18 protein-coding genes are annotated in these 25,826 nt (G+C 73.1%); 5 read left to right on the plus strand and 13 right to left on the minus strand.

The features are described from left to right. Positions 1-14: 14 nt before the first annotated feature. Entirely contained in the window at positions 15-1,025 is a 1,011-nt protein-coding gene (locus tag ACIA79_RS11615) for a LacI family DNA-binding transcriptional regulator (protein ID WP_399427998.1), read from the plus strand. On the opposite strand, the gene ACIA79_RS11620 is transcribed toward ACIA79_RS11615, so the two are convergent. The 5 genes from ACIA79_RS11620 to ACIA79_RS11640 all read right to left on the minus strand — a co-directional run bounded on the left by ACIA79_RS11620 (position 1,012) and on the right by ACIA79_RS11640 (position 9,046). Further along, positions 1,012-3,237, minus strand: coding sequence for a glycosyl hydrolase family 95 catalytic domain-containing protein (locus tag ACIA79_RS11620; protein ID WP_399428000.1), 2,226 nt, complete (start codon positions 3,235-3,237; stop codon positions 1,012-1,014). The two genes, ACIA79_RS11615 and ACIA79_RS11620, sit on opposite strands and share 14 nt — an antisense overlap. Continuing rightward, positions 3,234-5,207 carry a beta-galactosidase gene (locus ACIA79_RS11625; protein WP_399428001.1) on the minus strand — a complete coding sequence of 658 codons (1,974 nt, stop codon included), beginning with the start codon at positions 5,205-5,207 and terminating at the stop codon, positions 3,234-3,236. The genes ACIA79_RS11620 and ACIA79_RS11625 overlap by 4 nt, the downstream gene beginning before the upstream one ends. Before the next feature lie 85 nt (positions 5,208-5,292). Beyond that, positions 5,293-6,195 carry a carbohydrate ABC transporter permease gene (locus ACIA79_RS11630; RefSeq protein WP_399428002.1) on the minus strand — a complete coding sequence of 301 codons (903 nt, stop codon included), beginning with the start codon at positions 6,193-6,195 and terminating at the stop codon, positions 5,293-5,295. Between the two features lie 56 nt (positions 6,196-6,251). Next, positions 6,252-7,325: an ABC transporter permease gene (locus ACIA79_RS11635; protein ID WP_399428003.1), complete on the minus strand. Its 1,074-nt coding sequence runs from the start codon at positions 7,323-7,325 to the stop codon at positions 6,252-6,254. A 26-nt stretch (positions 7,326-7,351) separates the two neighbouring features. Next, on the minus strand, positions 7,352-9,046 hold the full coding sequence (locus ACIA79_RS11640) for an extracellular solute-binding protein (RefSeq protein WP_399428004.1): 1,695 nt from the start codon (positions 9,044-9,046) through the stop codon (positions 7,352-7,354). Between the two features lie 764 nt (positions 9,047-9,810). On the opposite strand from ACIA79_RS11640, the gene ACIA79_RS11645 reads away from it, so the two are divergent. Further along, on the plus strand, positions 9,811-12,705 hold the full coding sequence (locus ACIA79_RS11645; protein WP_399428005.1) for a glycoside hydrolase family 3 C-terminal domain-containing protein: 2,895 nt from the start codon (positions 9,811-9,813) through the stop codon (positions 12,703-12,705). Here the strand turns inward: ACIA79_RS11645 and ACIA79_RS11650 are convergent. Beyond that, the gene (locus ACIA79_RS11650) at positions 12,627-14,204 is read right to left on the minus strand and encodes a hypothetical protein (protein ID WP_399428006.1); all 1,578 of its coding nucleotides are present in this window, start codon (positions 14,202-14,204) and stop codon (positions 12,627-12,629) included. The genes ACIA79_RS11645 and ACIA79_RS11650 overlap by 79 nt on opposite strands. A 216-nt stretch (positions 14,205-14,420) precedes the next feature. Here ACIA79_RS11650 and ACIA79_RS11655 point away from each other — a divergent pair, with 216 nt between their 5' ends. Continuing rightward, positions 14,421-15,224 (plus strand): class I SAM-dependent methyltransferase, encoded by an 804-nt coding sequence (locus ACIA79_RS11655; protein WP_399428007.1) that lies wholly within the window; start codon positions 14,421-14,423, stop codon positions 15,222-15,224. 85 nt (positions 15,225-15,309) lie between these two features. On the opposite strand, the gene ACIA79_RS11660 is transcribed toward ACIA79_RS11655, so the two are convergent. The 7 genes from ACIA79_RS11660 to ACIA79_RS11690 form a co-directional block, all read right to left on the minus strand. Continuing rightward, entirely contained in the window at positions 15,310-16,473 is a 1,164-nt protein-coding gene (locus ACIA79_RS11660) for an aldose epimerase family protein (protein ID WP_399428008.1), read from the minus strand. A gap of 20 nt (positions 16,474-16,493) precedes the next feature. After that, complete coding sequence (gene mmsB / locus ACIA79_RS11665) at positions 16,494-17,723, minus strand: multiple monosaccharide ABC transporter permease (protein ID WP_399428009.1); 1,230 nt, start codon at positions 17,721-17,723, stop codon at positions 16,494-16,496. Positions 17,724-17,732: 9 nt separating this feature from the next. After that, complete coding sequence (gene mmsA, locus ACIA79_RS11670; RefSeq protein ID WP_399428122.1) at positions 17,733-19,271, minus strand: multiple monosaccharide ABC transporter ATP-binding protein; 1,539 nt, start codon at positions 19,269-19,271, stop codon at positions 17,733-17,735. A 17-nt stretch (positions 19,272-19,288) separates the two neighbouring features. Further along, positions 19,289-20,473, minus strand: coding sequence for a multiple monosaccharide ABC transporter substrate-binding protein (gene chvE, locus ACIA79_RS11675; protein ID WP_399428010.1), 1,185 nt, complete (start codon positions 20,471-20,473; stop codon positions 19,289-19,291). 3 nt (positions 20,474-20,476) lie between these two features. After that, positions 20,477-21,445: a hypothetical protein gene (locus ACIA79_RS11680; RefSeq protein ID WP_399428011.1), complete on the minus strand. Its 969-nt coding sequence runs from the start codon at positions 21,443-21,445 to the stop codon at positions 20,477-20,479. A 288-nt stretch (positions 21,446-21,733) separates the two neighbouring features. Beyond that, on the minus strand, positions 21,734-22,744 hold the full coding sequence (locus ACIA79_RS11685) for a zinc-binding dehydrogenase (protein ID WP_399428012.1): 1,011 nt from the start codon (positions 22,742-22,744) through the stop codon (positions 21,734-21,736). Beyond that, positions 22,741-23,895, minus strand: coding sequence for a mandelate racemase/muconate lactonizing enzyme family protein (locus ACIA79_RS11690; protein ID WP_399428013.1), 1,155 nt, complete (start codon positions 23,893-23,895; stop codon positions 22,741-22,743). Before ACIA79_RS11690 ends, ACIA79_RS11685 begins: the two co-directional genes overlap by 4 nt. A gap of 232 nt (positions 23,896-24,127) precedes the next feature. Here ACIA79_RS11690 and ACIA79_RS11695 point away from each other — a divergent pair, with 232 nt between their 5' ends. Together ACIA79_RS11695 and ACIA79_RS11700 are read left to right on the plus strand one after the other, a co-directional pair. Further along, positions 24,128-24,901 (plus strand): IclR family transcriptional regulator, encoded by a 774-nt coding sequence (locus ACIA79_RS11695; protein WP_399428014.1) that lies wholly within the window; start codon positions 24,128-24,130, stop codon positions 24,899-24,901. Between the two features lie 14 nt (positions 24,902-24,915). Next, positions 24,916-25,758, plus strand: coding sequence for an SMP-30/gluconolactonase/LRE family protein (locus ACIA79_RS11700; RefSeq protein WP_399428015.1), 843 nt, complete (start codon positions 24,916-24,918; stop codon positions 25,756-25,758). The last annotated feature ends 68 nt before the right edge of the window (positions 25,759-25,826 follow it).

A 25,826-nucleotide genomic window follows, 5' to 3' on the forward strand; every position in this document is an offset into this window, starting at 1 on the left:
TCCTGGAGAGCCGAATGGTCACCCTCGCCGATGTCGCTCAGCATGCCGGAGTCTCCGCCAGCACGGTGAGCTACGTCCTGAGCGGCAAGCGGTCCATCTCCGCCTCCACCCGCGAGCGCGTCGAGCGCAGTATCGCCCAGCTCGGCTACCACCCCAACGCCGGCGCCCGCGCCCTCGCCAGCAACCGGTCCAACATCATCGCGCTGATGATCCCGCTGCGCACCGACATGTACGTGCCGGTGATGATGGAGATCGCCATCGCCGTCGCCACCACCGCCCGCGCCCACGGCTACGACGTCCTGCTGCTGACCGGCGAGGAAGGGCCCGCCGCCGTGCGCCGCATCGAAGGCAGCGCCCTCGCGGACGCGATGATCCTCATGGACGTGGAGCTCGACGACGACCGGCTGCCGCTGCTGCGCGAGGCCGCCCGGCCCGGCGTCCTCATCGGCCTGCCCGCCGATCCCACCGGACTGAGCTGCGTCGACCTCGACTTCGAGGCGGCCGGCGCCCTGTGCGCCGACCACCTGGCCTCCCTCGGCCACCGCGAGATCGCCGTCATCGGCGAGGCCCCCGCCGTCTACGAACGCCACACCGGCTTCGCCGAACGCACCCTCATCGGCCTGCGGACCCGCAGCGACGAGCTCGGCCTGCGCCTGCTGCACCGCCCCTGCGAAGGCAGCTACGCCGCCGTCGCCGCCACCCTCGCCCGGATCCACGACGAACGCCCCGCCACCACCGCCTTCGTCGTCCAGAACGAGGCGGCCACCGACCCGCTCCTCGCCCTGCTGCGCCAGCAGGGCCGCGCCGTCCCCGAGGACGTCTCCGTGATGGCCATCTGCCCGGACCAGGTCGCCGCGCACGCCTCCGTACCGCTCACCTCCGTCGCCGTACCGGCGCAGAGGATGGGCCGCCACGCCGTCCAGCAGGTCGTCGCCAAGCTGGAGGGCCGCGGCACGGACGAGACCGTCCTGCTCGCACCGGAGCTGACCGTGCGCGACAGCACGGGACCGGTCAGCGCGCGCTGACCCGCACGACGCGCTCCACACCCGCGACCAGGTCCAGCGTCCGCGCGCCCGCCGGTGTCCTCAGGTCGACGCGGACCGTGCGCGACGGCCGGACGGCGGCCGTGCACACCCCGTCGCGCCACCCCAGGTCGACCTCGGCGCCGAAGCGGGTGCGCACCCCGCGCAGCTCACCGCCGGGGAACGCCGCGGGAAGCGCCGGCAGCAGCACCAGACGGGCGGGCGTGGACTGCACCAGCAGCTCGATCAGCACCGCGGGCAGCGTGTGGGCGGCGTCCGCGTTGTAGACGTCGCGCCCCGGATAGTGCGCGCTCATCAGCGACGCGTGGAAGAAGTCGCCGCCCAGCACCCGGTGCAGCGCGTCCGCCGCCCGCTCGCCGTCGCCCAGCCGCGCGGCCACCAGGGCGTGGTGGAGCCGGCCGTGCGCGGAACCGTTCCCGGCGCCGCGCAGCTCCAGGGCGCGGTGCGCCGCACGGGCGAGCCCCGGGGTGTCGTAGGGGTTGATCTCACCGAGCGGCCACACCGGGTACAGGTGGCTGAGGTGGCGGTGGTCGTAGCGGTCCGCCAGACCGGGCCGGGCCCATTCGGCCAGGGCGCCGTCGCCGTTGACCCGGTAGGCGGGCAGCCGGCCGGCGAGTGCGCGCAGGCGCTCGGCGTCCGCGGGGTGGCGGTCCGCGGCCGTGGTCAGCGCGTGCCGGGCGGCCGCGATGTCCATCGTCGCGTCGACCGCGCCCCAGCCGCCGCCCACGGGCCGGTTCTCCGGGGAGTACGACGGCACGATCACGACCCGCCCGTCCGGTCCCGTGCGGGTGAGGAAGTCCTCGTAGAACCGGGCCACCTCGGCCAGCGCCGGGGCCAGTCGCGGATCGGCCGCGCCCGTCGTCTCCGCGTGCTCGACCAGCGGGTGCAGCAGCCAGTCGGCGCCCGCCGTCCACAGGTGCAGCGGGTAGCGGCGCTCGAAGTGGTACGCATGCCCCGACACGCCGTCCGTGTGGGCCGGCGCGACCACCCCGCGCGCTCCGAACACCTCCCGCGCGTTGTCCCGCCAGTCCGCCCATTGCCCGTACACCAGGGCGGCGTGCGCCTCGCTCACCTCCCCGAGCGCGGCGGGCGCGGCCGACGCGATCTGCAGATTGAGGTTGGCGTCGGTGGTGAACGCCCCGGACCAGGCCGTGTCCCAGTCGCCCGTCCACAGACCGGTGAGGCGGGGCGGCAGCATGCCGCTCGCCGACAGCAGGTGGTAGCGGCCCGCCGCGAACAGCCGCTCCAGCAGGGCGGGGCTGTCCGTTCTCCGCAGCAGCGCGCTGCCCGGCAGGGCACGGTCCGCCGCGCTGCCGCCGAGGTCCAGCACGACCCGCTCGTACGCGGCGCGGTGCAGCGCCCCGTGCCGCGCCAGCAGCCCCGCGTACGCCCCGGCGGGCGCAGCGCCCTCCGGCACCAGGGCGCGCAGTGCTGCCGCCGCTTCCCGCAGGTCCGGCTCGCCGCGCCGCCGGTGCACCCGCGTGAGCAGCAGCAGCCCGGCGGCCCCCGTCACCTCCAGGCCGCCCGGGCCGGCCTCGGTGCGCCCGCCCGCGGTGAGCACCAGGGTCACGCCCGAGAACGTCACGTCGCTGCCCGGATAGCGCGCCCGCAGGGTCAGCAGGCCGCCGCGGTCGTCCGGCGCCGCGTCCCGGACGACGGCCAGGCCGTGCGGAGCGCCCGGGAGGCCCGGGTCGAGGGTGACCGTGCCGGTCAGCGGAGCCCGGCCGCCGGTCACGTACTGGACGATCACGTCGTCGGCGCGCGAGACGAAGACCCGGCTGGCGCGCCCCTCGCGGACGGAGGACGCCACGCCGGTCGCGAAGTCGACCTCCCGCCGGACCGCCCGCGGCCCGGTGCCCGGCGGCTCCCGGCGTCGCACCCGCACCCGGAACGCGGGGTGGAAGGCGCCCACCCAGCGCAGCCCGCGCCCGTCGGTGAACCGATCCGCAGCGTCCCACTCGCCGGCCAGCAACCGGTCCTGGAGCGCCGGCAGTTCGGCCGCCAGACGGGGCGGGCGGGTGTCGGCGGGGTCCACCGGGCGTACCAGCGTGTGATGGGTGACCACGACCGCCTCGTCGTCGGGGTCACCCGTCACCATGGCACCGTGCCGCCCGTTGCCGCACAGGAAGGCGTCCTCCCAGCGGGCCGCGGGCGCCGCCTCCCACGTACCGTGGACGGGCCCGGAGCCCGTCACGGCGCGGTCTCCCGCAGCACCGCCACCCCGTACCGCTCCAGCGCCAGCGACCCGCGCACCGCCGCCCCCGTCAGCACCTCGCGGTACGTCCCCGGTACGGCGACGGCCACCGGCTCCCGACCGTGGTTCAGCACGAAGAGCAGCTCACCGCGCCGCACCGCCTCGACGCCCGCCGGCAGTCCGGGCAGCACCGGCCGCACGCCCGCTCCGGCCGCCACGGAGGCGAGCAGGTCGCGCAGCGCGGCCGGCGAGGGCAGCGTCGACAGGTACCAGGCACTGCCCGAGCGCAGCACCGCGGGAAGGCCGTCGAGCTCACCGCCCCGGTACGCCGCGACCACCTCACCGCCGTCCGCGGTCAGCTCCTCCGACCACAGCGTCCCGTCGAAACCGTCGACGCGGACGGTCTCCCCATGCTCCAGCGGCCACCACTCGTGGACGGTGCCGATGCCGAAGAGCGCCCGCAGCCGCGCGTCCATGCCGCCCTCCCGGACGCGGTCGTCCGCGTCCGCCACCCCGGTGAAGAACCCCGAGACGAGGGTGCCGCCACCGCGCACGTATGCCACCAGGTTGCCGATCGACGCGTCCGTGAGCAGGTACAGGTGCGGGACGACGACCAGCCGGAAGGACGACAGGTCGTGCGCGGGGTGGGCGAAGGAGGCCGGCAGGTGCGCCTCCCACAGCGCACGGTGCCAGGCCCGTACGACCTGCTCCAGGTCGAGCTCGGCGGACGGCCGGCCCTCCTGCTGCCCCGCCCACCAGGAGTCCCAGTCGTGCAGCACGGCGACGCGGGCGTCGGTGCGGGTGCCCACCACCTCGCCCAGCCGGGCCAGTTCGGCCCCGATCCGCCGCACCTCCCGGAACGTGCGCCCCCGCTCACCGGCGTGCGGAACCATCCCGGAGTGGAACTTCTCGGCGCCCTGGCGGGACTGGCGCCACTGGAAGTAGCAGACCGCGTCGGCGCCGTGGGCGACGGACTGCAGCGACAGCAGCCGGTTCAGCCCGCGCGGCTTGGGGTGGTTGACGCCCCGCCAGTTGACCGCGCCGGCCGCCTGCTCCATCACCATCCACGGGCCGCCGCCCGCCTGCGAACGGGTCAGGTCGCCGATCATGGCGTTGTACTGGCCGCCGTACGGATCCCTCGGGTCGGGGTAGACGTCCACCGACACCACGTCCTCCTGACCGGCCCAGGCCCAGCCGTCCAGACCCGGCCACAACGGCATGAAGTTCGTGGTCACCGGAGTCCGCGGGGTGTGCCGGGCGACGATGTCGCGCTCGGCGGTGCAGCACTCCAGCAGCGCGTCGGACGTGAACCGCTTGAAGTCGAGCTCCTGCGCCGGGTTGCGCAGGTACTGGGCGCGGCGCGGCGGAATGATCTCCTCCCAGGAGCCGTAGCGCTGGCTCCAGAAGGCGGTGCCCCACGCCGCGTTGAGCGCCTCCAGGCTGCCGTGGCGGGCGCGCAGCCAGCGGCGGAAGTGGCGGGCCGTCCCGTCGCACCAGCAGTATGTGCAGTACTCGTTGTTGATGTGCCACATCAGGAGCGCGGGGTGCTGCCCGTACCGCTGCGCGAGGTCCTCGGTGATCGCGGCCGCGTACCGCCGGTAGACGGGCGAGCTGGCGCAGAACTGCTGGCGCGACCCCCACCACACGGTCCGGCCGTCCTCGTCGCGCGGCAGGGTCTTCGGGTGCCGCGCGCCCATCCAGGGCGGGGGAGAGGCGGTGGGCGTGGCGAGCACCACGCCGACGCCGTGCCCGTGCAGCAGGTCCATCACGCGGTCGAGCCAGCCGAAGTCCCGGGCGCCGGGACGCGGTTCGAGCCGCGCCCACGAGAAGACGCCGAGCGTGACGGAGTTGACCCCCGCCTCCCGCATCAGCCGGACGTCGTCGTTCCAGGTCTCCTCCGGCCACTGCTCGGGGTTGTAGTCACCGCCGAAGAGCAGCCGTCCGCGGGTGGCGTCGTCGAGCGTGGGCATCGGGCATGGTCTCCCTGGGAGGCGGCCGCGCGGGCCGTACGGAACGGGGACACGGCGGGACGGCCCGGCCGGTGCGCCAAGGGCGTCAGCCCTTGACCGCGCCGGTGAGCATGCCCTTCCGGAAGTGCTTCTGGACCAACGGCGACGCGATCGCGACCGGTACCAGCGCCAGCACCATCACCGCCATCTGCACCGAGAGCGGGGAGAGCCGGTTGGTCCTGATCATCTGCCCGAGCCCGGTCGGCGGCTCTTGCTTCTGCACGATCTGGATCATGACGTTCTGCAGCGGCATCATGTCCTGGTCGGTCAGGTAGAGGGAGGCGTTGAACCACGCGCTCCAGTAGCCCACCGCGTAGAACAGCGCGATCACCGCCAGGACCGCCCGGGAGAGCGGCACCACGATGCGCCACAGGATCCGCACGTCACCCGCCCCGTCGATCCGGGCGCTGTCGATGAGCTCCGGTGAGATGTTCATGAAGAACGCCCGCAGCACCAGGATGTTGAACACGCTCACCGCACTGGGCAGGATCAGCGCCAGGTAGGTGTCGGTCAGCCCCAGCGCCTGCACGAGCAGATAGGTCGGGATGAGCCCGGCGCCGAAGAACATCGTGGCGAGCAGGGTCATCAGGATCCACCGGTGCCCCGGCGACCCGGGGCGCGACAGGCCGTACGCGCACAGCACCGACACCGTCATGCTGAACAGGGTGCCCACGGTCGTCACGCCCAGGCTGACCAGCGCCGCGCGCTGCACCTGCCCGCCGCCGAGCAGTTCCCGGTACGCGACGAAGGTGACGTCCCGCGGGACGACGACCAGGCCGCCCGCGCTGCTGATCGTCTCCGGCGTCGACAGGCTCGTGACGACCACGATCCACAGCGGGAACAGGATCGCGAGGCACGCACCCGCCAGCACGATGCCTTTGCCCACGAGTCCGGCCGCGCTGGGCCTCTCCTCCCACACCGGCCGGGACGGCACCGGACGGGACGGCACCGGCCGGCCGGTGGGGCTCCGCCGGCCCGTGGTCCGGCGGACCGCCCTATGCGGTCTCACTTCCTGTACACCCCCTGCTCGCCCATGAGATGGGCGACCTTGTTGGCCGTGAGGACCAGCCCGAGCCCGACGATCCCCTTGACGAGCCCCGCGGCCGCCGCGTACCCGAAGTCCTGGTTGCGGATGCCGTTCCACCACACGTAGGTGTCGAGCACCTCGGCGGCGTCCGGACCCACCGCGTCGCGCTGGAGCAGCAGTTGCTCGAAGCCCACGGTCAACGCGTCACCGACCCGCAGCACGAGCAGCAGCGCGATGACCGGGCGCAGCGCGGGCAGCGTCACGTGCCACATCCGGCGCCAGCGACCCGCGCCGTCCATCGCCGCGGCCTCGTACAGCTCGTCGCTGACCGAGGAAAGGGCGGCGAGGAAGACGATGACGCCCCAGCCGGCGTCCTTCCAGATGCCCTGGGCCGTGACGAGGAGAGCGAAGGCGTCCGGCTCGGTCATGAGGTCGAAGCCCTCGACGCCGTGCTGCCGCAAGGTCTGCGCGATGATGCCCGCGCCACCGAAGATCTGCTGGAAGACCGTGACGACCAGGACCCAGGAGAAGAAGTGCGGCAGGTACAGGACCGCCTGGGCGACGGCGCGCACCCGCGGCCGCACGATGCTGTTGATGAGCAGCGCCAGCCCGATCGGCACCGGGAAGAAGAGGACGAGCTGGAGGAGGAACAGCACCAGCGTGTTCTCGACCGCCCGCCAGAACGCCGGGTCGGCGAGGATCCGCTCGAACTGGGCGAACCCGGTCCACGGGCTCTGCGCCATGGCGACGATCCCGTTCTCGCCGAGGTACGGGTCGTAGTCCTGGAACGCCACCACATTGCCGAGCACCGGCACGTAGTGGAAGACCAGGACCAGCAGCAGCGCCGGGACGGTCATCAGGATCAGCGTCCGGTCCCGCCGCAACCTCGCCCTCAGACCCGGACGACCCGTACGGCTTGCACGGTCCGTACGGCCTGGACGGTCCGTACGGCCTGGACGGTCCGTACGGCCGCCCGGTGATCCCGGCTTCTCGGGCGCCCTCCGGCCGCGGTTGCCGCTGCTGCCGCTGCTCCGTCGCGTGCGCGTCGGCACCGTCGTCCTCCCCTCTGCGCCGGCCGTCAGTGCGCGGCGGTGGCCGGCCCGTTCTCGTCGAGCAGCTTCCGGTACCAGTCGCGCAACCGGTCGCCGCCCGCGCTCCGCCACTCCGCCACGGCCCGCCGCACGTCGCCGATCTTCTTGCGGCCGCGTACGACGTCGTCCTCCAGCTGCTCGAAGTCGTCGGCGAGGTTGGTCCAGCGGTTCGGCTCGGTGACGGTCAGCCCGTAGAAGGCGGTCTTGCGGGTCAGGGCCCCCATCCGCTGCTGCCACTCCACCTGGAGCCGGGTGATGCCGGGCAGATCCGGGTGCGCGATGTACGGGGCGGGGTCGCCGAGGTAGTCGAAGGCGCCCGTGACCTGGAGGTGCCCGGCGTCGGTCTTGACGGGCACGCCGCCGGAGATCGTGTAGTGGACGCCCTCGACGCCGTAGTCCGTGAGCATGCGCTCCTTCGTCCCGTACGGCGCGGCGCAGAAGTCGGCGACGGCCAGCACGTCCTCGACGAGGGCTTGCGGCGCGTCGGCGTTGACGAACGCCCAGATGTTCGCGGGCTGGGTGGCGTACAGCCGCGGCGCGGAGCCGTCGTGCCCGGGGATGTCGAAGGCACCCATCCGGAAACCCGGATTCCGCGTCTTCTGCTCGGCGCTCTTGGTGTACCAGTGGGACAGGTCCTGGTTGTAGACGAGCACCTGGCCCGCGGTGAACCGGTTGCCCGCGTCACCCCGCGCCGCCTTGGCGTCCGGGTGGACCACGCCCGCCGCGTACAGCGTGCGCACCCATTCGAGGGCCTCCAGGTACTCCTCGGTCTCCACCCGGTTGACCAGCTTGCCGTCGACCGTGTTCCACCACAGCGCCTTGTCGCTGCCCGGCAGGACGCCGAACATGTTGAACGCGGTCCACTTCAGGTCGTCGCAGGCCCACACCTTCGCCTTCGCGCTGGTCGCCTCCTTCGCCCAGGCGAACAACGCGGCGGCGCTCGAAGGCGCCCGCCAGCCCCGCTCCTCGAAGACGTCCTGCCGGTAGAAGGGCGCGATGTTGCCCACGTACGGGGCGGGCATGGGGATGCCGCGCAGCGCGCCCCCGAAGATCGACCGCTGCCAGGCGTCCGTGGGGACGGCCGCGAGGTTCGGGTAGGCCCTGACCTTGTCGCCGGAGAGGTACGGGCCCAGGTCGGCGAACTTGGCACCGATGGCGCCGGGGATCCTGCCGGTGAGGTTCCACGCGGGGACCACCACCACGTCGGGAATGCCGCTGGAGGCCAGCACCGCGCCGAGCTTCTCGTCGTACGTGCTGCCGTCCTGGTTCTGCCAGACGGTCCGGACGCCGATGGCGTCGTCCATCGCCCGGTAGTACGGGTTGTCGCCCTTCGGCGGGCTGCCCCACAGCGGCGCCATGATGCGGATGGCGCTGCCCCGGCCGGCCTTGCGGGCCACCGACGCCTTCAGCCGTGCCGCCGCCACCGCCGTGGTGAATCCGGCTGCCGAACCGTTCCTGGCCGCGATGTCGGGGGACACGACGGTCCGTGCCGCGAACGCCGGGAGGATCTTCGCGGCGTCCTTGCCGGAGGTGGCTCCCTCCTTCTGCCGGCTCTGCCCGCCCCCGCAGGCGGTGAGCAGCGGGACCCCGCCGGCCACCGCGGCCGCCGCCACGGCCGCCGAGGCGAGGAAGCTTCTCCGGCTCGGGGCGGGGCCCGCGGCGGAGGACGAGTTCGGCGTCATTGCGTCAACCCTTCATGGCGCGCCAGGACACACTCGACTGGCGGGGGACGAAGCGGGATAGCGCCAGGGAGCGGGAGGGTGCCGCACGGCGTCGAAGCGCTTCGATGTCGCTGCGAGGTTAAGTGAACCCCCCTGCCCGCACAAGGGGTTGCGTCGCACCTCGTGCGCTCCGAAATCCGGGCGGTACAAGGGCTCTTGACATCCGCGGGGGGCGGCGAGGAGCATCGAAGCGCTTCGATGTTGCGGGTGGGCGTAGCCATGTCGGGGCGTAGGGGGTGAGCAGCGCTCTGCACTGGGAGCGGTGTGCGCGGTGTGGAGCGCCGCGCACCTGCCAGAGCAACCGGGCACGGTGTGGAGCGGTGCGGCCACCTGGTGCGTCGCGCACCATGTAGAGCAGCGTCCACGGTCTGGAGCGGTACGCGCCATATGAAGCACCGCGCCATCCCGAGAGCACCGCGCACCACGTGCGGCACCGCACCCTCCGCCGAGAGCACCACGCGTGGAGCACCACGCCACTCCGAGAGCACCGCCCACCACGTGCAGCACCGCACCACTTCGAGAGCACCGCGCACTGCCAGAGCACCGCGCACCACGTGCACCGCGCCACTCCGAGAGCACTGTGCACCTGCCAGAGCACGGCCCACCAGGTGAAGCACCGCGCACCACCTGGAGCACCGCCCCATTCCGAGAGCACCGCGCCCCAGCGCCGGCGCCCCCGTACGCCTCCACCTCCGCCTCCCGCACTCCGGCAAGGGGAACCCCACGTGACCGCAGACCGGCCGCCCTTCCGCGACCCGCGGCTGCCCTTCGCGCACCGCGTCGAGGACCTGCTCGGGCGGCTCACGCCGGACGAACGGATCGCGCTGCTCCACCAGTTCGCGCCCGCCGTCGACCGCCTCGGCATCGCGGCCTTCCGCACCGGCCAGGAAGCCCTGCACGGCGTCGCCTGGATGGGCCCCGCCACGGTCTTCCCGCAGGCCGTCGGGCTCGGCGCCACCTGGAACGACGATCTGGTCCGCCGCGTCGGCGAGGCCGTCGCCGGCGAGGCCCGCGCCATGCGCGCCCGCGACGACCGCGTCGGTCTCAACGTCTGGGCGCCCACGGTCAATCCGCTGCGCCACCCGCTGTGGGGCCGCGGTGAGGAGGGCTACTCCGAGGACCCGGGCCTCACCGCCGCGCTCGCCGTCGCCTACACCCGCGGCCTGCGCGGCGACCACCCCGTGTACTGGCGCACCGCTCCCGTCCTCAAGCACTGGCTCGCCCACAACAACGAGACCCGCCGCGACACTACGTCCTCCTCGGTCCGTCCGCGCGTGCTCCACGAGTACGACCTGCGGGCCTTCCGCCCGGCCGTCGAAGCGGGCACCGTCGCCGGGGTGATGCCTGCCTACAACCTGGTCAACGGACGCCCCAACCACCTGTCGCCCCACCTCGCCGAGCAGCTGCGCACCTGGACCGACCGGGAGCTCCTGGTCTGCTCCGACGCCGGGGCACCCAGCAACCTGGTCGACTCCCAGCGCTGCTTCGACACCCACGAGGAAGCCGTCGCCGCCGCGCTGCGCGCCGGCGTGGACAGCTTCACCGACCACGGCACCGACGGCTCGCCGACCACCGCACGCCTCCGTGCCGCCCTCGACCGGGGCCTGATCGACGAGGCCGACGTCGACACCGCCGTACGCCGCCAGCTCCACGTCCGGTTCCGGCTGGGCGAGTTCGACCCGGAGCTCGACCCGTACGCCCCCGGCGCGGCGGCCGGGGACGGCTACGACACCGACGGGCACCGCGCCTTGGCCCGGGAAGCCGCCGAACAGGCCGTCGTGCTGCTCACCCACGACGGACTCCTGCCGCTCGACCCGGCCGCCGTGCGGCGCCTCGCCGTCGTCGGCCCGCTCGCCGACGAATGCAAACTCGACTGGTACAGCGGCACGCTGATCCGGCGCTCCAGCCCCCTGGACGGCCTGCGGGAACGGTTCGGTGCCTCGCGGGTGACCTACGCCGAAGGGGCGGACCGGGTGCGGCTGCGCTGTGCCGCCGGTTTCCTGCGGGTGCCCGGTTCCGGCGGGGACGGCCCCGGGACAGCCGGCACCGGGGCGACCCTCGACCCGGCGCTGCTCACCGGCCGGACCGATCTGCCGCCGCTGACGGCCGGCCCGCACGGCACCACCCTGACCCTCACCGACTGGGGCGGCGGGGTGCTCACCCTGCGCGCCCCGGACGGCCGGTACCTCTCGGTCGCCGACGACGGCTTCGTACGGGCTTCGGCCGAGCAGCCGGGCGGCTGGGTCGTGCAGGAGACGTTCCGGCTGGAACCGCACGGGGAAGGCCACCTCCTGAGGCACCTCGGGACGGGGGGTCACCTCACGGTTGCCGCCGACGGCGTGAAGGTTGCCGCCGAACACGACCCGGCCGCCGTCTTCACGGTCGAGACCGTCGAGAGCGGAACGGACGCCGTGGCGCGTGCCGCCGCCGGTGCGGACGCCGTCATCGTCGTCGCGGGCAACGACCCGCACATCAACGGGCGGGAGACCGAGGACCGGACGACCCTCGCCCTGCCCGGGGCGCAGGACCGGCTCTGGCGCACCGCCCACGCGGTCAACCCCCGCACCGTGCTCGTCCTCACCTCGTCCTACCCGTACGCCGTACCCGGCGCCGCCGCGCGGCTGCCCGCCGTGCTGTGGACGGCGCACGGCGGTCAGGCGGCCGGCACCGCGCTGGCCCGCGTACTGGCCGGCGACGTCTCGCCGGGCGGGCGGCTGCCCCAGACCTGGTACGCCGACGACGCCGACCTGCCCGGCCTGCTGGACTACGACATCATCGGCAGCCGCCAGACCTACCTGTACTTCGAGGGCACCCCCCTCTTCCCGTTCGGCCACGGCCTGTCGTACACCTCGTTCGCGTACGACGACCTGTCCGCCGAGCGTCACGGCGGCCTGGTCCGGGCCGCGTTCACCGTCACGAACACCGGTGCCGTTCCCGCCGACGAGGTCGCCCAGCTGTACGTACGGGCCGTCGCCCCCTCCGTGCCGCGGCCCCGGCGCGAGCTCGCCGCCCACCGGCGCGTCCACCTCGCGCCCGGCGCCTCACGGCGGCTGGAGTTCGAACTGCCTCTGGAGATGCTGGCGTTCTGGGACGTCGCCCATGGCGGGTGGTCCGTCGAGCCGGGGAGGTACGAGTTCCTCGCCGGTGCCTCCAGCAGCGACATCCGGCTCACCGCCGGCCTCACCGTGGACGGACCCGCCCTCGCGCCGCGGCCCGTCCTCACCCGGCCCCTCGCCGCCGCCGACTACGACGACCAGCACGGCACGGTGCTCGCCGACCGCACCCGGACGCACGGCGACTGCGTCACCCCGGCCGCCCCCGGCCGTCCGGGCGGACTGCTCTTCCGGGACTGCGACTTCGGGTCCGGTACCGCCTCCGCCATCCTGGAGGTCTCGGGCACCGGCCGGGTCACCCTCGCCGTCGGGCCCGCCACTTCCACGCCCACAGCCACCGCCGTCGCCACCGCCTCCGTCGACGTGGCGGTGGCCGGCGGCCCGTACGACTACGCGACGCTCGTCGTCCCCCTCGCCGCCCGTGGGGTTCAGGACCTGCGGACCGCCCTCACCGGCTCCGTACGGCTGGCCTCCCTCGGCTTCACGCCCGCCGCACCCGCCACATAGGCGCGGTACCCCGTCAGCCGCCCCAGTTCCGGCAGCCGGTGGACGCGCCACCCCCGGACGTACGCAGGGGGCCGCCCCGCGTCGGACACCAGGACCGCGACCGGCCGCTGGCGGGCCAGGGCTACCAGGCCCTGCGGGGTGATGCTGCCGTCGTGGCCGCCGGGCTGGCGCGAGGCACAGCCGGCCCGGTACGCGACGCGGATGGCGTCCTCGCCGCTGACCACGCACGGTGGGCGCACCCCCTGCGCGTGCAGCGCGGCGGCGATCCGCGTCAGGTCGCGCGTGTCACGGCGCACCCGCTCCGCCACACCGTCGAGGACGCGGTACTGGACCGCCAGGTGCGCCACCACGGCCAGGGCGACCAGCCCCACGACGGCCCGCCGCCGGCCCCGCCGGGCCCGGGGGCGGCACACCCACACCAGCCACCGCGCCGCGGGCAGCGCGAGCAGCGCGTACGCCGGCAGCAGGAAGCGCGGCGCCGCGTAGCCGACCGTGAACAGGTACGGCAGCGCCAGCGACAGGCCCACCGCGCTCGCCACCGCCATCTCCGTCCGGTGGCGCTCCGTCCGGGCCGCGGCCGCCAGCCCGCCCACCACCAGCAGCGGCAGCGCGACGAACCACACCGCGACCGCCGGGTGCGGCCAGGACACGTCGCACGGCCGGCACAGCGTCCGCCCGCCGAGCGCCCGTACGTGGTCGTCGAGGGACAGGTACCAGCCCAGCCCGCCCTGGATCTCGCTCGCCCGCTCCAGCCGCGCCCCCAGTCCCCCGTACCGGGCGTACGCCTCCAGGACCCAGTCCGCCCAGCCGACGGCCAGGCCCGCCGCGAGCGCGGCCACCAGCAGCGGCCACCGCCAGGCCCGCATCAGCACCGCCGCGACGATCAGCGGCACCGCCAGCCACACGGCGTCGGACGGCCGCATCAGACCTGTGAACGCCACCGCGCCGACCATGCCGGCGGCCGCCCACCGGTCGCCCGGATCCCGCGCCGCCCGCAGGAAACAGCCGGTCGCGCCCAGCGCCCCGAAGGCGACCCACAGGTTCGGCATGACCTGACCGGCGTAGAAGAGGGTGACCCACAGGCTCGCGAACAGCGTTCCCGCCAGGGCGAGGACCGGCGCGGGCAGCAGCCGCCGCCACACCCACAGCGCCAGGAACAGACCGCAGCCGGCCAGCACGGCCAGGTAGAGGCGCAGCACCGCGACGGAGGTGGTCATCGCCGCGACCGGCGCGGCGAGGAACGTGACGCCCCGGGCGCGCGGCGCGCTGAAGAAGGCCGCCGGGGCCTGCGGGCCGACCTGGCTGACGTACACCGTCTCGTCCCAGCCCAGCCCCAGGCCCGGGGCGACCACGACGAGATGCGCGAGCGTGAACGCGGCGGCGACGGCCGCCAGCCACGGCAGCGGCCTCCCGCCCGCCCCGGCGCGCGGGTCCCGGCTCTCCTCCAGCGCCACGTGCGGCACGCGGCCGCGCGTGCCCACGATGAGTGATTCCTGCATGCCCGGCCTCGTTCGGGAGTATGCGGGTGACGGATTCCCCGGCCCTTCCCGTCCACCGTCCGGTGGTTCCGGCGCCCCCACCACGCCGGGACGGCACTCGGCCCAACGGACCCTCACGAACGAGTGAGCCACCGCCTCCCGCCGCCCCGCGGTCACCCGTGGTTAGCATCCGCACAGGGGGAACGCCCACGGATGGCACGACCCACGGAGGCCGCCATGCAGCAGACACCCGGATCCCGCCTGTCGGCGAACCGCGCACGCCTCGGGCACAAGGTGCGCTACGCGCTGCGCCACCCGGAGCGCGTGGTGCCGTATCTGCGCCGGGCCGGACGGGACACCCTGCTGCGGCTGCGCCACGGCGGCGACCACATCGCCTACTACCGGGCCGTGATGGCGTCCGACACCGCCCGCAGCCCGGAGGCGGCGGTCGGCGGCGCCGCGTCGGCCGAGCGCTGGCTGGCCATCGGGCAGATGCAGTTCGATTACCTGCTGGCGCACGGACTGCGCCCGCAGGACCGGCTGCTGGAGATCGGCTGCGGCAACCTGCGCGCCGGGTGGCGGTTCATCCGGCACCTCGACCCCGGCCACTACTACGGCATCGACATCTCGCCCGACATCCTCATCGAGGCCAAGAAGACCCTGGTCCGCTACGGCCTGCAGGACAAGCTGCCCTACCTCACCCCGGTCGACGACCTGAGGCTCGACTTCCTGCCCGACCACGCCTTCACGGTCGTGCACGCGCACAGCGTCTTCTCCCACTCGCCGCTGCACGTCATCGACGAGTGCCTCGCGCACGTCGGCCGGATCCTCGCCCCCGGCGGCTTCTTCGACTTCACCTTCGACCGTACCGAGGCCGCCGAGCACCAGGTGCTGGGGGAGGACTTCTACTACCGCACCGAGACGCTGACGCGCCTGGCCGCGCGGCACGGTCTCGTCGCCCGGTTCATGGACGACTGGGAACGCCTGCCGCACGGCCAGTCGAAGCTGCGCGTCACGCACGCCGTCCCCACGACGGCATGACGCCCGCCACCGGCCCCGCCCGGCCCGCCGGTACCGCACCGGCCGTCCGGTACCGGCCCGCCGGAACCGGACGCGCCGGGGCAGCTCAGTGCGCCGAGAAGCTGTGCACCGTCGCCGAGCGGTACGTCCCGCCCGGCCGCAGCACCGTCGAGGGGAACTCCGGCCGGTTCGGCGAGTCGGGGAAGTGCTGGGTCTCCAGGCACAGCCCGTCGCTCTGCCGGTAGGTGCGCCCGGACGGTCCCACGAGCGTGCCGTCCAGGAAGTTCCCGGAGTAGAACTGCACACCCGGCTCCGTCGTCGCGATCCGCATCGTCCGCCCCGAGCCGGGGTCGCGCAGCGTCGCGGCGTACTCCGGGCGCACCGTCACGCCCTTGTCGAGCACCCAGTTGTGGTCGTACCCCTGGGCGGTCACGAGCTGCTCGTGCGCGGTGCGGATGTCCTGCCCGACCGGCTTCCCGCGCCGGAAGTCGAACGGGGTGCCGGCCACCGCCGCGAGCTCGCCGGTGGGGATGAGCGTCGCGTCGGCCGGCGTGTAGCGGGAGGCCGCCAGCCGCAGCTCGTGCCCGAGGACCGAGCCGCTGCCCTCGCCCGCCAGGTTGTAGTACGCGTGGTTCGTCAGGTTCACGACGGTGGCCCGGTCCGTGGTGGCCGTGTAGTCGATCCGCCAGTCGCCGCGGGGCGTCAGGGTGTACGTCACCCGCACCCGCAGCGTGCCCGGGTACCCCATCTCGCCGTCGGCGCTCACGTACCGCAGGACCAGCCCCACCCCGGCGGCCCCCGCGGTGAAGGGCTCCACGTCCCACATCCGCTTGTCGAAGCCCTGCGCCCCGCCGTGGAGGCTGTTGGGGCCGTCGTTGACCGACAGCCGGTACGCCGTGCCGTCCAGGGTGAACCGGCCGCCCGCGATGCGGTTGCCGTAGCGGCCGATCAGCGCGCCGAAGAAGGCGGTGGCCGTGAGGTACTCGCCGAGGCCGTCGAAGCCGAGGCAGACGTTGGCGTACCGGCCGTGGCGGTCCGGTATCTCCAGGGACTGGACGATGCCGCCGTACGACAGCACCTTCAGCCGCGTGCCGCCGTTCTCCAGGGTCCAGCGGTACACCTTCGTCCCGTCGGGGAGCGTGCCGAACAGTTCCTTCACGGGGTGCTTCACATGCGTCCCGCCCTCCGACGCGTACGAGGTGGCCGCGCCCGCGGCCGTGAGTCCCGCGGCGGCCGCTGCCGCCAGCACCGTGCGTCTGCTCGTGTCCATGTGCGCCTCCAGTCAGGGGTTTACTTGCCGGCCTTGCGCTTGTTCCAGACGTCGAAGCCGACCGCCGCCAGCAGCACCAGTCCCTTGATGACCTGCTGGTAGTCCGTGCCGATGCCGACCAGCGACATGCCGTTGTTGAGCACGCCGAGCACCAGGCCGCCGATCACGGCGCCCATCACCGTGCCGACGCCCCCGCTCATCGAGGCGCCGCCGATGAACGACGCGGCGATCGCCTCCAGTTCGAAGTTGAGACCCGCCTGCGGGGTGCCCGCGTTCAGCCGCGCCGCGTACACGCAGCCCGCGAGCGCCGCCAGCACGCCCATGTTGACGAAGACGAGGAAGGTGACCCGCTTGTCCTTGACGCCCGACAGCTTGGCCGCCGCCTTGTTGCCGCCCAGCGCGTACACGTGCCGACCGATGACCGCGTTGCGCATCAGGTAGCCGAGCCCGATCAGCAGCGCGCACATGATGAGCATCACCACCGGCACCCCGTGGAAGCTCGCCAGCGTCAGCGTGAACGCCACCACCGCGGCTGTGACCGCCGTGCACTTGAGCGCCCACAGACTCAGCGGCGGCACGTCGAGCTCGTGCGCGAGCTGCCGCTTGCGGTCGCGCCACTCGCGCACCAGCAGGAACACCACCGTCACGAGGCCCAGGACGAGGGTGGGGTTGTGGTACTGGGTGTACGGGCCCATCTCCGGGATGAAGCCCTTGGCGATGTTCTGGAAGCCCTCGGGGAACGGGGCGATCGACTGCCCTTCCAGCACGATCTGGGTGAGGCCCCGGAACAGCAGCATCCCGGCCAGCGTCACGATGAACGACGGGATGCCGAGGTAGGCGATGAAGAAGCCCTGCCACGCGCCCGCCACCGCGCCGATCAGCAGCGACAGCACCAGCGCGAGCACCCAGGGCAGGTCGTGCTTGACCATCATCACCGCCGCCATGGCGCCGACGAAGGCCACGAGCGACCCGACGGACAGGTCGATGTGGCCGGCGATGATGACGATCATCATGCCCATGGCCAGGATGAGGATGTAGCCGTTCTGCTGGATCAGGTTGGAGACGTTGTTCGGCAGCAGCAGCGTGCCGTCGGTCCATATCTGGAACAGCACGACGATGAAGGCCAGGGCGATCAGCATGCCGTACTGGCGCATGTTGCCGCGCAGACCCTGCAGGAGCAGCGCACCCGCCGACGGCTGCCCGGAGGGTGCCGCCGCGGCGTCGCGCGGGGGAGTGGTCGTGGTCGTCATGGCGGGGCCTCAGCTTCTGTTCAAGGTCATCTGGCGCATCAGGACTTCCTGGGTGGCGTCGGCGCGGGCGACCTCACCGGTCAGCCGGCCCTCGGCCATCGTGTAGATCCGGTCGCACATCCCCAGCAGCTCCGGCAGTTCGGAGGAGATGAACAGCACGGCCTTGCCCTGCGACGCGAGCCGGTCGATGACGGTGTAGATCTCGTACTTCGCGCCGACGTCGATGCCGCGCGTCGGTTCGTCCAGGATCAGCACCTCCGGATCGGCGTGGATCCACCTGCTGAGGACGACCTTCTGCTGGTTGCCACCCGACAACCGCCCCACCTGCTCGAACACCGTCGGTGCCTTGATGTTCATGCTGGCGCGGTAGCCCTCGGCGACCCGGCGCTCATGGTGCTCGTCGACGACGCCGCGGCGCCGCATCCCGGGCAGTGACGCCAGCGAGATGTTGCGGTTGATGTTGTCGATCAGGTTGAGCCCGTACCGCTTGCGGTCCTCGGTGACGTACGCGATGCCCGCCGCGACGGCCGCGGGCACCGTCCGGGTGACCACTTCGCGCCCGTCCACCTCGACCGTTCCGCTGACGTACCGGCCGTAGGACCGCCCGAAGACGGACATGGCGAGCTCGGTGCGTCCCGCGCCCATCAGGCCGGCGATGCCGACGATCTCGCCGCGCCGCACGGTCAGCGACACGTCGTCCACGACCAGGCGCTGGTGGTCGACCGGATGCCGGACCGTCCACCCCTTCACGCGCAGCGCGACCCGGTCCGCGTCCCCGCCGGCGTACGCCGTGCGCTCCGGGAAGCGCTGGTCCAGCTCCCGCCCGACCATGCCGCGGATGATCCGGTCCTCGGACAGCTCCGGTGCGGCGTCCGGCGTCCGGCGGACCGTCAGGGTCTCGATGGTCCTGCCGTCACGCAGGATCGTCACCGAGTCGGTGATGCGGCGGATCTCGTTCAGCTTGTGCGAGATGATGATGCTGGCGATGCCCTGGTCGCGCAGTTCCAGGATCAGGTCGAGCAGCCCCGCGCTGTCCTCGTCGTTGAGCGCCGCCGTCGGCTCGTCGAGGATGAGCAGCTTCACCTCCTTCGCCAGCGCCTTGGCGATCTCCACGAGCTGCTGCTTGCCCACGCCCAGGTCGGCCACCGGTGTCTGCGGCTTCTCGCGCAGCCCCACCCGCTTCAGCAGCCGGCCGGCCTTGCGCAGCGTCTCGTTCCAGTCGATGACACCGCGCGCCGACGTCTGCTCGTTGCCGAGGAAGATGTTCTCGGCGATCGACAGGTACGGGACCAGGGCGAGCTCCTGGTGGATGATCACGATGCCGCGCCGCTCACTGGCCCGGATGTCCTTGAAGGCCACCGGCTCGCCCTCGAACCGGATCTCACCCTCGTACGAACCGTGCGGGTGGACGCCGCTGAGGACCTTCATCAGCGTGGACTTGCCCGCGCCGTTCTCGCCGCAGATCGCGTGGATCTCTCCTGCGCGCACGGTCAGGTTCACCTCGGAAAGCGCGGTGACGCCGGGGAACGTCTTGGTGATCCCGCGCATCTCCAGCACCGGCCCCGTCACGTCAGCTGCCCGGCGGTGAAGTACCCCTCGCGGACGAGGAGCTGGGTGTTCGACTTGTCGATGCTGACCGGGTTCAGCAGGAACGACGGCACGGCCTTCTTGCCGTTGTGGTAGTCCGTCGTGTTGTTCACCCGGGGCTTGCGTCCGCCCAGGACCGCGTCGCCCATCGCCACCGCCTGCGCGGCGAGCTTGCGCGTGTCCTTGAAGACCGTCTGCGTCTGCTCGCCCCGGAGGATGGACTTCACGGACGCCAGCTCCGCGTCCTGTCCCGTGACGATCGGCAGCGGCCGGTCCTTCCCTCCGTAACCGGCGCTCTTCAGCGCGGAGATGATGCCGATGGAGATCCCGTCGTAGGGCGACAGGACCGCGTCCACCCGCTCCTCGCCGTAGTTCTTGCTGATCAGGTCGTCCATCCGCTTCTGCGCGGTGCCGCCGTCCCAGCGCAGCGTCGTCGCCTGGTTCATCCGCGTCTGCTTGCTGCGCACCACGAGCTGTCCGCTGGCGAGATACGGCTGGAGCACCTTCATGGCGCCGTTCCAGAAGTACTTGGTGTTGTTGTCGTCCGGCGAGCCGGCGAACAGCTCGATGTTGTAGGACTCCGACCCGCCCTTCGCCGGCTTGCCCAGCTCCAGCCGGTCGACGATGTACCGCGCCTCCAGTTCGCCGACCCGTTCGTTGTCGAACGACGCGTAGTAGTCGACGTGTTCGCTGCCCATGATGAGGCGGTCGTACGAGATCACGGGGATGCCCGCGTCCTCCGCCCGCTGGAGCACCTCGGTGAGCGCGGAGCCGTCGATCGCGGCGATCACCAGCAGCCGGCGCCCCTTGGTGATCATGTTCTCGATCTGGGCGATCTGGTTCTCCACCTTGTCGTCGCCGTACTGGAGATCGGTTTCGTAGCCCGCCTTGCGGAACTGCTCCGCCATGTTCTCGCCGTCCGCGATCCACCGCTCCGACGACTTGGTGGGCATGGCCAGGCCGATGACACCGCCCTTGCCACCGGACGGCTTGTAACGGCTGCCGCCCCGGGCCTCCTGGCCGCAGGCGGTGAGGCCGACGGCGAGCAGGGTGGCGAGCAGGGCCGCCGTGGCGGTGCGGTGTGCACGGAAGCGGGGCGGACGGGAGCGGGGGGTGGGGACCCGGGGGGTGACGCCGACGGTGACGCTACGGGGGATGCGCATGGATCAGTGCCCTTCCGGGACGGGGAAACGGCGGAGCTCACCCGGCAGCCGCGAGCCCAGCGGGGACATCCCGCCGTCCGCGCCGTGCCGGGCCAGCAGGTCGAGTACGAGCCGCCCCCGACGCACCCGCTCGCGGGCGGAGGCGAGCGCCGTGTCGCGCAGCTGCGCGCCGTACGGGTAGATGCCGGGGGAGCGGCTCAGGCCGAACTTCAGGTACAGCGGGGCGCCGCGCCGGATCAGCTCGGCCGTCTCGTACATGCGGATGTAGCCGCCGAGGTCGTCGGGCGCCTCGACGTACATGTCCATCGGGGCCCGGCTGACCCGGCGGATCTCGGTGAGGTGGTCCAGGGTCAGATCGGACGGCACGTTGAGGGAGTCCGCGCCGAGCTGTTCGTAGACGGCGTACGAAGCCGGGTTGACCGGTCCGGTGAGCGCGGACAGCTTGAAGGTGGTGTCGGCCGGCAGCCGCCCGGAGGCGCGCAGCCGGTGCAGCGTCCACAGCACGCCCTCGTCGGCGACGAGCAGGCAGCGCACCCCGAGGCCGGTGGCCCGCAGGGCGTCCTCGACGCAGCCGGCGAGCGCGTCGTGGCCCCGGGCGCGCAGCCCGGCGCCGCCGGAGTCGGTACGGGTGCCGGCACCGATGTCCCAGGTGCCCCGCGGACCGGTGAACAGGCAGAGCTCGACGCCCCGTTCGGCGCACGCCTGCACCATCCCGGTGATCTCGGCGTCGGTGAGCATCCACACGCCGCTGCCCTGGCTGATGCGGTGCACCGGCACGTCCAGGCGGGTGCTCTCGTCGAGGACGACGGCCAGGGCCTCCGGGCCCTCGACCGACGGGATCTCGGTGCGCCACAGGCCGCCGTCGGGGAAGGTGTGCGGCGAGGCGTCGGCCGGGTCCGCGGCGGGCGCCGGGTGGCCGATCGCGGCGAGGGCGTCGGCGCCGGGACGGCGGGGGAGGGACGGGGCGGTCACGGGACTCCTATGTTCGGTATGTCGGACGTGGTTCGGACGAGGGCGCACACACATGTCCACGGCGGTGCGCGCTCGGAGGTTCACGGCGGTGCGGGCGCGCGGGATGCGGGTGCGGGCCGGTGCGGGCGCGCGGGATGCGGGTGCGGGCCGGTGCGGGCGCGGCGGTGCGGGTGTACGGCGGGTGAGGCGGTGCAGGGGCCTTCCGCGTTCGAGCGGCTGCGGGTGTACGGCGGTGCGGGGGCGGTCGGGACGCGCCCCGCACCGCCGTACGGCACGAGGGGCGGCCCGTCAGGGGCGCAGCAGCACCTTCCCCGTCTTCGGGTCACCGGCGCCGACCAGCGCGACGGCGTCCGAGAACCGCTCCAGCGGGAACTCGTGCGTGATCAGCGGCGCGGGGTCGAGCAGTCCGAGCCCGAACGCCCGTACCGCGTCCGACCAGGCCGACGACGGGGCTCCGAACACGCTGCGGATCTCCAGCTGGCTCAGCGACAGGTGCACCGGGTCGATGCCGACGGCGCCGGGGGTGAACATCCCGGTCAGCACCACCCGGCCGCCCCTGCGCGCCAGTCGGCACGAGGCGGCCGCCGTGGACGGCGCCCCGGCCGTCTCCACGACCAGGTCGAAGCGCCCGCGCAGCGCCTCGGCCTCGTCCGGCACCAGGCACGCGCCGGCACCGAACCGCAGCGCCTGCTCGCCGCGGGCCGCCCGCGGGTCGATCACCGTCAGGTCGCCCGGCGACGACGCCGACAGCAGTTGCACCGCCAGCAACCCGAGGGTGCCCGCGCCCACCACGGCGATCCGCTCACCGGGGCGCGGCCGCCCGGCCCGTACCGCCGCGGCGATCACCGCGGCCGGCTCCAGCAGCGCGGCGGCCCGCAGGTCGGCGTCGTCGTGGAGCGGGTGCAGCAGCCGCGCCGGCACGGTGAGGTGGTCGGCGAAGGCGCCCGGCTCGGTGAACCCGGTCTCCGCGTACCCGCCTTCGCACAGGCTCGTCTCGCCGTCGCGGCACCGCTCGCAGGCTCCGCAGGTACGGAAGCCCTCGGCGACCGTCCTCCGCCCGACGAGCGCGGGGTCGACGCCCGGGCCGACCGCCGCCACGGTGCCGGCCCACTCGTGGCCCGGGACCACCGGGTACCGGACGTACGCGGCGTCGCGGTGCCCGTCGTACACCTCCCGGTCGCTCATGCAGATCCCGGCCGCCGCGACCCGGACGAGGACCTCGCCCGGTCCGGGCGCCGGCACGTCGCGCTCGACGAGCCGGTGCACACCCGGGCGCTCGACGAGCAGTGCCCGGCTCACTTCGGTGCCCTCTTCTCCCAGCCCTCGGCCCACAGGTCGAACCGGGCCTTCTGCTGGGGGAACTCGGCCGCCGCGTCCACGTCCAGCTCGACGCCCAGGCCCGGCGCGTGCGACACCTCGAAGCAGCCCGTGGCCGGGTCGACCTGGGGGGCGCCCTTGACGACCTTCTTGATCTCCGCGTCGGCGAAGTCGTTGAAGTGCTCCAGGATCTTGAAGTTCGGTGTGCACGCGGCCAGTTGCAGCGAAGCCGCCGTGAGCACCGAGCCGCCGACGTTGTGCGGGGCGACCAGCATGTAGTGCGTCTCGGCGGTCGCCGCGAGCTTGCGCGTCTCCAGGATGCCGCCGATGTGCCCGAGGTCCGGCTGGATGATGTCGGCCGCCTGCGACTCGAACAGCTCCCGGAACTCGATGCGGTCGTGGATCCGCTCGCCCGTCGCGACCGGCATGTCCACCTTCCCGGCGACCTTCTGCAGGGCCTTGAGGTTCTCCGGCGGCACCGGCTCCTCCAGCCAGGCGGGGGCGAACGGCGCCATCTCCTTCGCGAGCCGCACCGCCGTGGCCGGGCTGAACCGCCCGTGCATCTCCAGCATCAGCTCGGCGTCCGGGCCGATCGCGTCCCGGACCGCCTCGATCAGCGACACCGCGTACCGCGTCCCCGGCGCGTCCAGCTCGAAGTGGCCGGTCCCGAACGGGTCGATCTTCAGCGCCCGGTAGCCGCGGGCCATCACCTCCTTGGCCGCCCGGTGGTAGGCCTCGGGGGTGCGCTCGGTGGTGTACCAGCCGTTGGCGTACGCCTTGACCCGGTCGGTCACCTTCCCGCCGAGGAGCTGCCAGACCGGCACGCCCAGCGCCTTTCCCTTGATGTCCCAGCACGCCATCTCGACCACCGCGATGCCCGACATGACGATCTCGCCCGCCCGGCCGTAGTCGCCGTACTTCATCCGGCGGACGAGGTCCTCCACCGCGAAGGGGTCGGATCCCGCGATGTGGTTGGCCTCCGCCTCCTTGAGGTAACCCACCAGCGCGTCCGTGTGGCCCAGCATGCGGGTCTCGCCGACGCCGGTCAGGCCCTCGTCGGTGTGGACGAGCACATAGGTGAGATTGCGCCAGGGGGTTCCGACGACATGCGTGCTGATTCCGGTGATGCGCACGGCAGTGATCCTGCCCTTCCGTCTTCGTGCGAGCTGCTGCTCGGCTCGCTCGGGACCTGTACTGTTCGATATTTCGTCACACGTTCGAAATCTGGGCGTGACCGTATTCACCTCCGGGGGAGGTGTCAATGGGTGACGCGCGCCCGTTGCCCGGTGAAGTGGCCTGTGGTTAGCCTGTGTTCGTCATACCGGTCATGTGCCGGAGTTTCGAACGAAGAGGTGGGTGGCCGATATGGGTCGTCTTGTCCCCGCGGTGACCAGGGCGCTCGACATCCTGGAACTGTTCCTGGACGGCGACGGAACGCTCTCCGCGCCCGAGGTCACCCGCAAGCTGAACCTGCCCCGCACCACCGTGCACGAGCTGCTCACCACCCTCGCCGCCCGGTCGTACCTGGTGCCCGCCCCCGAGCAGCCCGGCCGCTACCGCCTCGGCGTGCGCACCTACCAGCTCGGCAGCCGGTACGCCGAACAGCTCGACCTCGCCGCCGAAGGGCTGCGCGTCGCCCGCGAGGTCGCCGAGACGTGTGACGAGACCGTCCACGTCGCGATCCTGGAGGACACCGACGTCATCTACATCGCGAAGGTCGACTCCACCCACGCCGTGCGCATGGTCTCCGCCGCGGGACGCCGGCTCCCCGCCCACTGCACCTCCGTGGGCAAGATGCTGCTCGCCTCCCTCCCCGAGCACGAGCTCGACCACCGCATCACCGGGCGCCGGCTGGCCGCCATGACCCCCAACAGCCTCACCGACCCCGACGAACTGCGCACCGCGCTCGCCCGGATCCGCGAGCGGGGGATCGCCACCGAGCACCAGGAGTCCAACCCGGACGTCAGCTGCGTCGCCGCCCCCGTGCGCGACAGCGCGGGCCGGGTCGTCGCGGCCCTGTCCATCTCCGTCCCGATGATCCGGTGGAACGAGCAGCGCGAGGACGAACTCGCCGAACTCGCCGCCAAGGGCGCCGAGGACCTCTCCGCCAGCCTCGGTCACCGCGGCGGCGGCCGGTGAGGCGCCCGGCCTGCGTGGACGTCGCCGTGCGCGAGCACGCCCGGCTCGGCGAGGGCCCCACCTGGGACGCGGCCCGCGGACGGCTCGTCTGGGTGGACATCCTCGGCGCCCGCGTCCACACCTACGACCCCGGCAGCGGCCGGCGCACGGTCATGGCCACCGAACAGCACGTCGGCGCCGCCAAGCCGCGTGCGGCCGGCGGACTCGTGGTCAACCTCCGCGACGGCATCGGGCTGTACGACGCGGACGGCACGTTCCGCTGGCTGCTCCGCAGCCCCGTGAGCGGGCGGCGCGGCAACGACGCGGCCGTGGCGCCCGACGGCTCGCTGTGGGCCGGCACCATGCGCTACGACGAGGCCAACGGCGGCGGCACCCTGACCCGCATCGCCCCCGACGGGTCGGCCGCGCCCGTCTTCCCGGACGTGTCCGTCAGCAACGGCACCGCCTGGAGCCCGGACGGCACCCGCATGTACTACATCGACAGCCCCACCCGCCGCATCGACGTCTGCCGCGTCGGCCCGGACGGGCACCGGGTCCTCGACCGCCGCCCCCTGGTCGCGGTCGAACCTGCCGCCGGGCTCCCCGACGGCCTGACCGTCGACGCCGACGGCTGTTTGTGGGTCGCCCTCTGGGACGGTGGCCGGATCCGCCGTTACACACCGGACGGAGAACTCGACAGGACCGTCGAGCTGCCCGTGCGCCGCCCCACCTCCTGCGCGTTCGGCGGCCCCGGCCTGCGCGACCTCTACGTCACCACCGCCCGCACCGGCCTGCCCCGGCCCCACCCCCTGTCCGGATCGCTCCTGGTCCTGCCCGACGCGGGAACGGGCCTGGCGGGCACGCCCTTCGGGGGCTGACGGGGACTGACGGGGGCTGACGGGCGTGGGGGGGGCGCTCCGGGACACCCGGCCGAGGTGTCGTCCAC

This window comes from Streptomyces sp. NPDC051310 (assembly GCF_044455245.1).
In the GTDB taxonomy this organism is placed as follows: Bacteria; Actinomycetota; Actinomycetes; order Streptomycetales; family Streptomycetaceae; genus Streptomyces.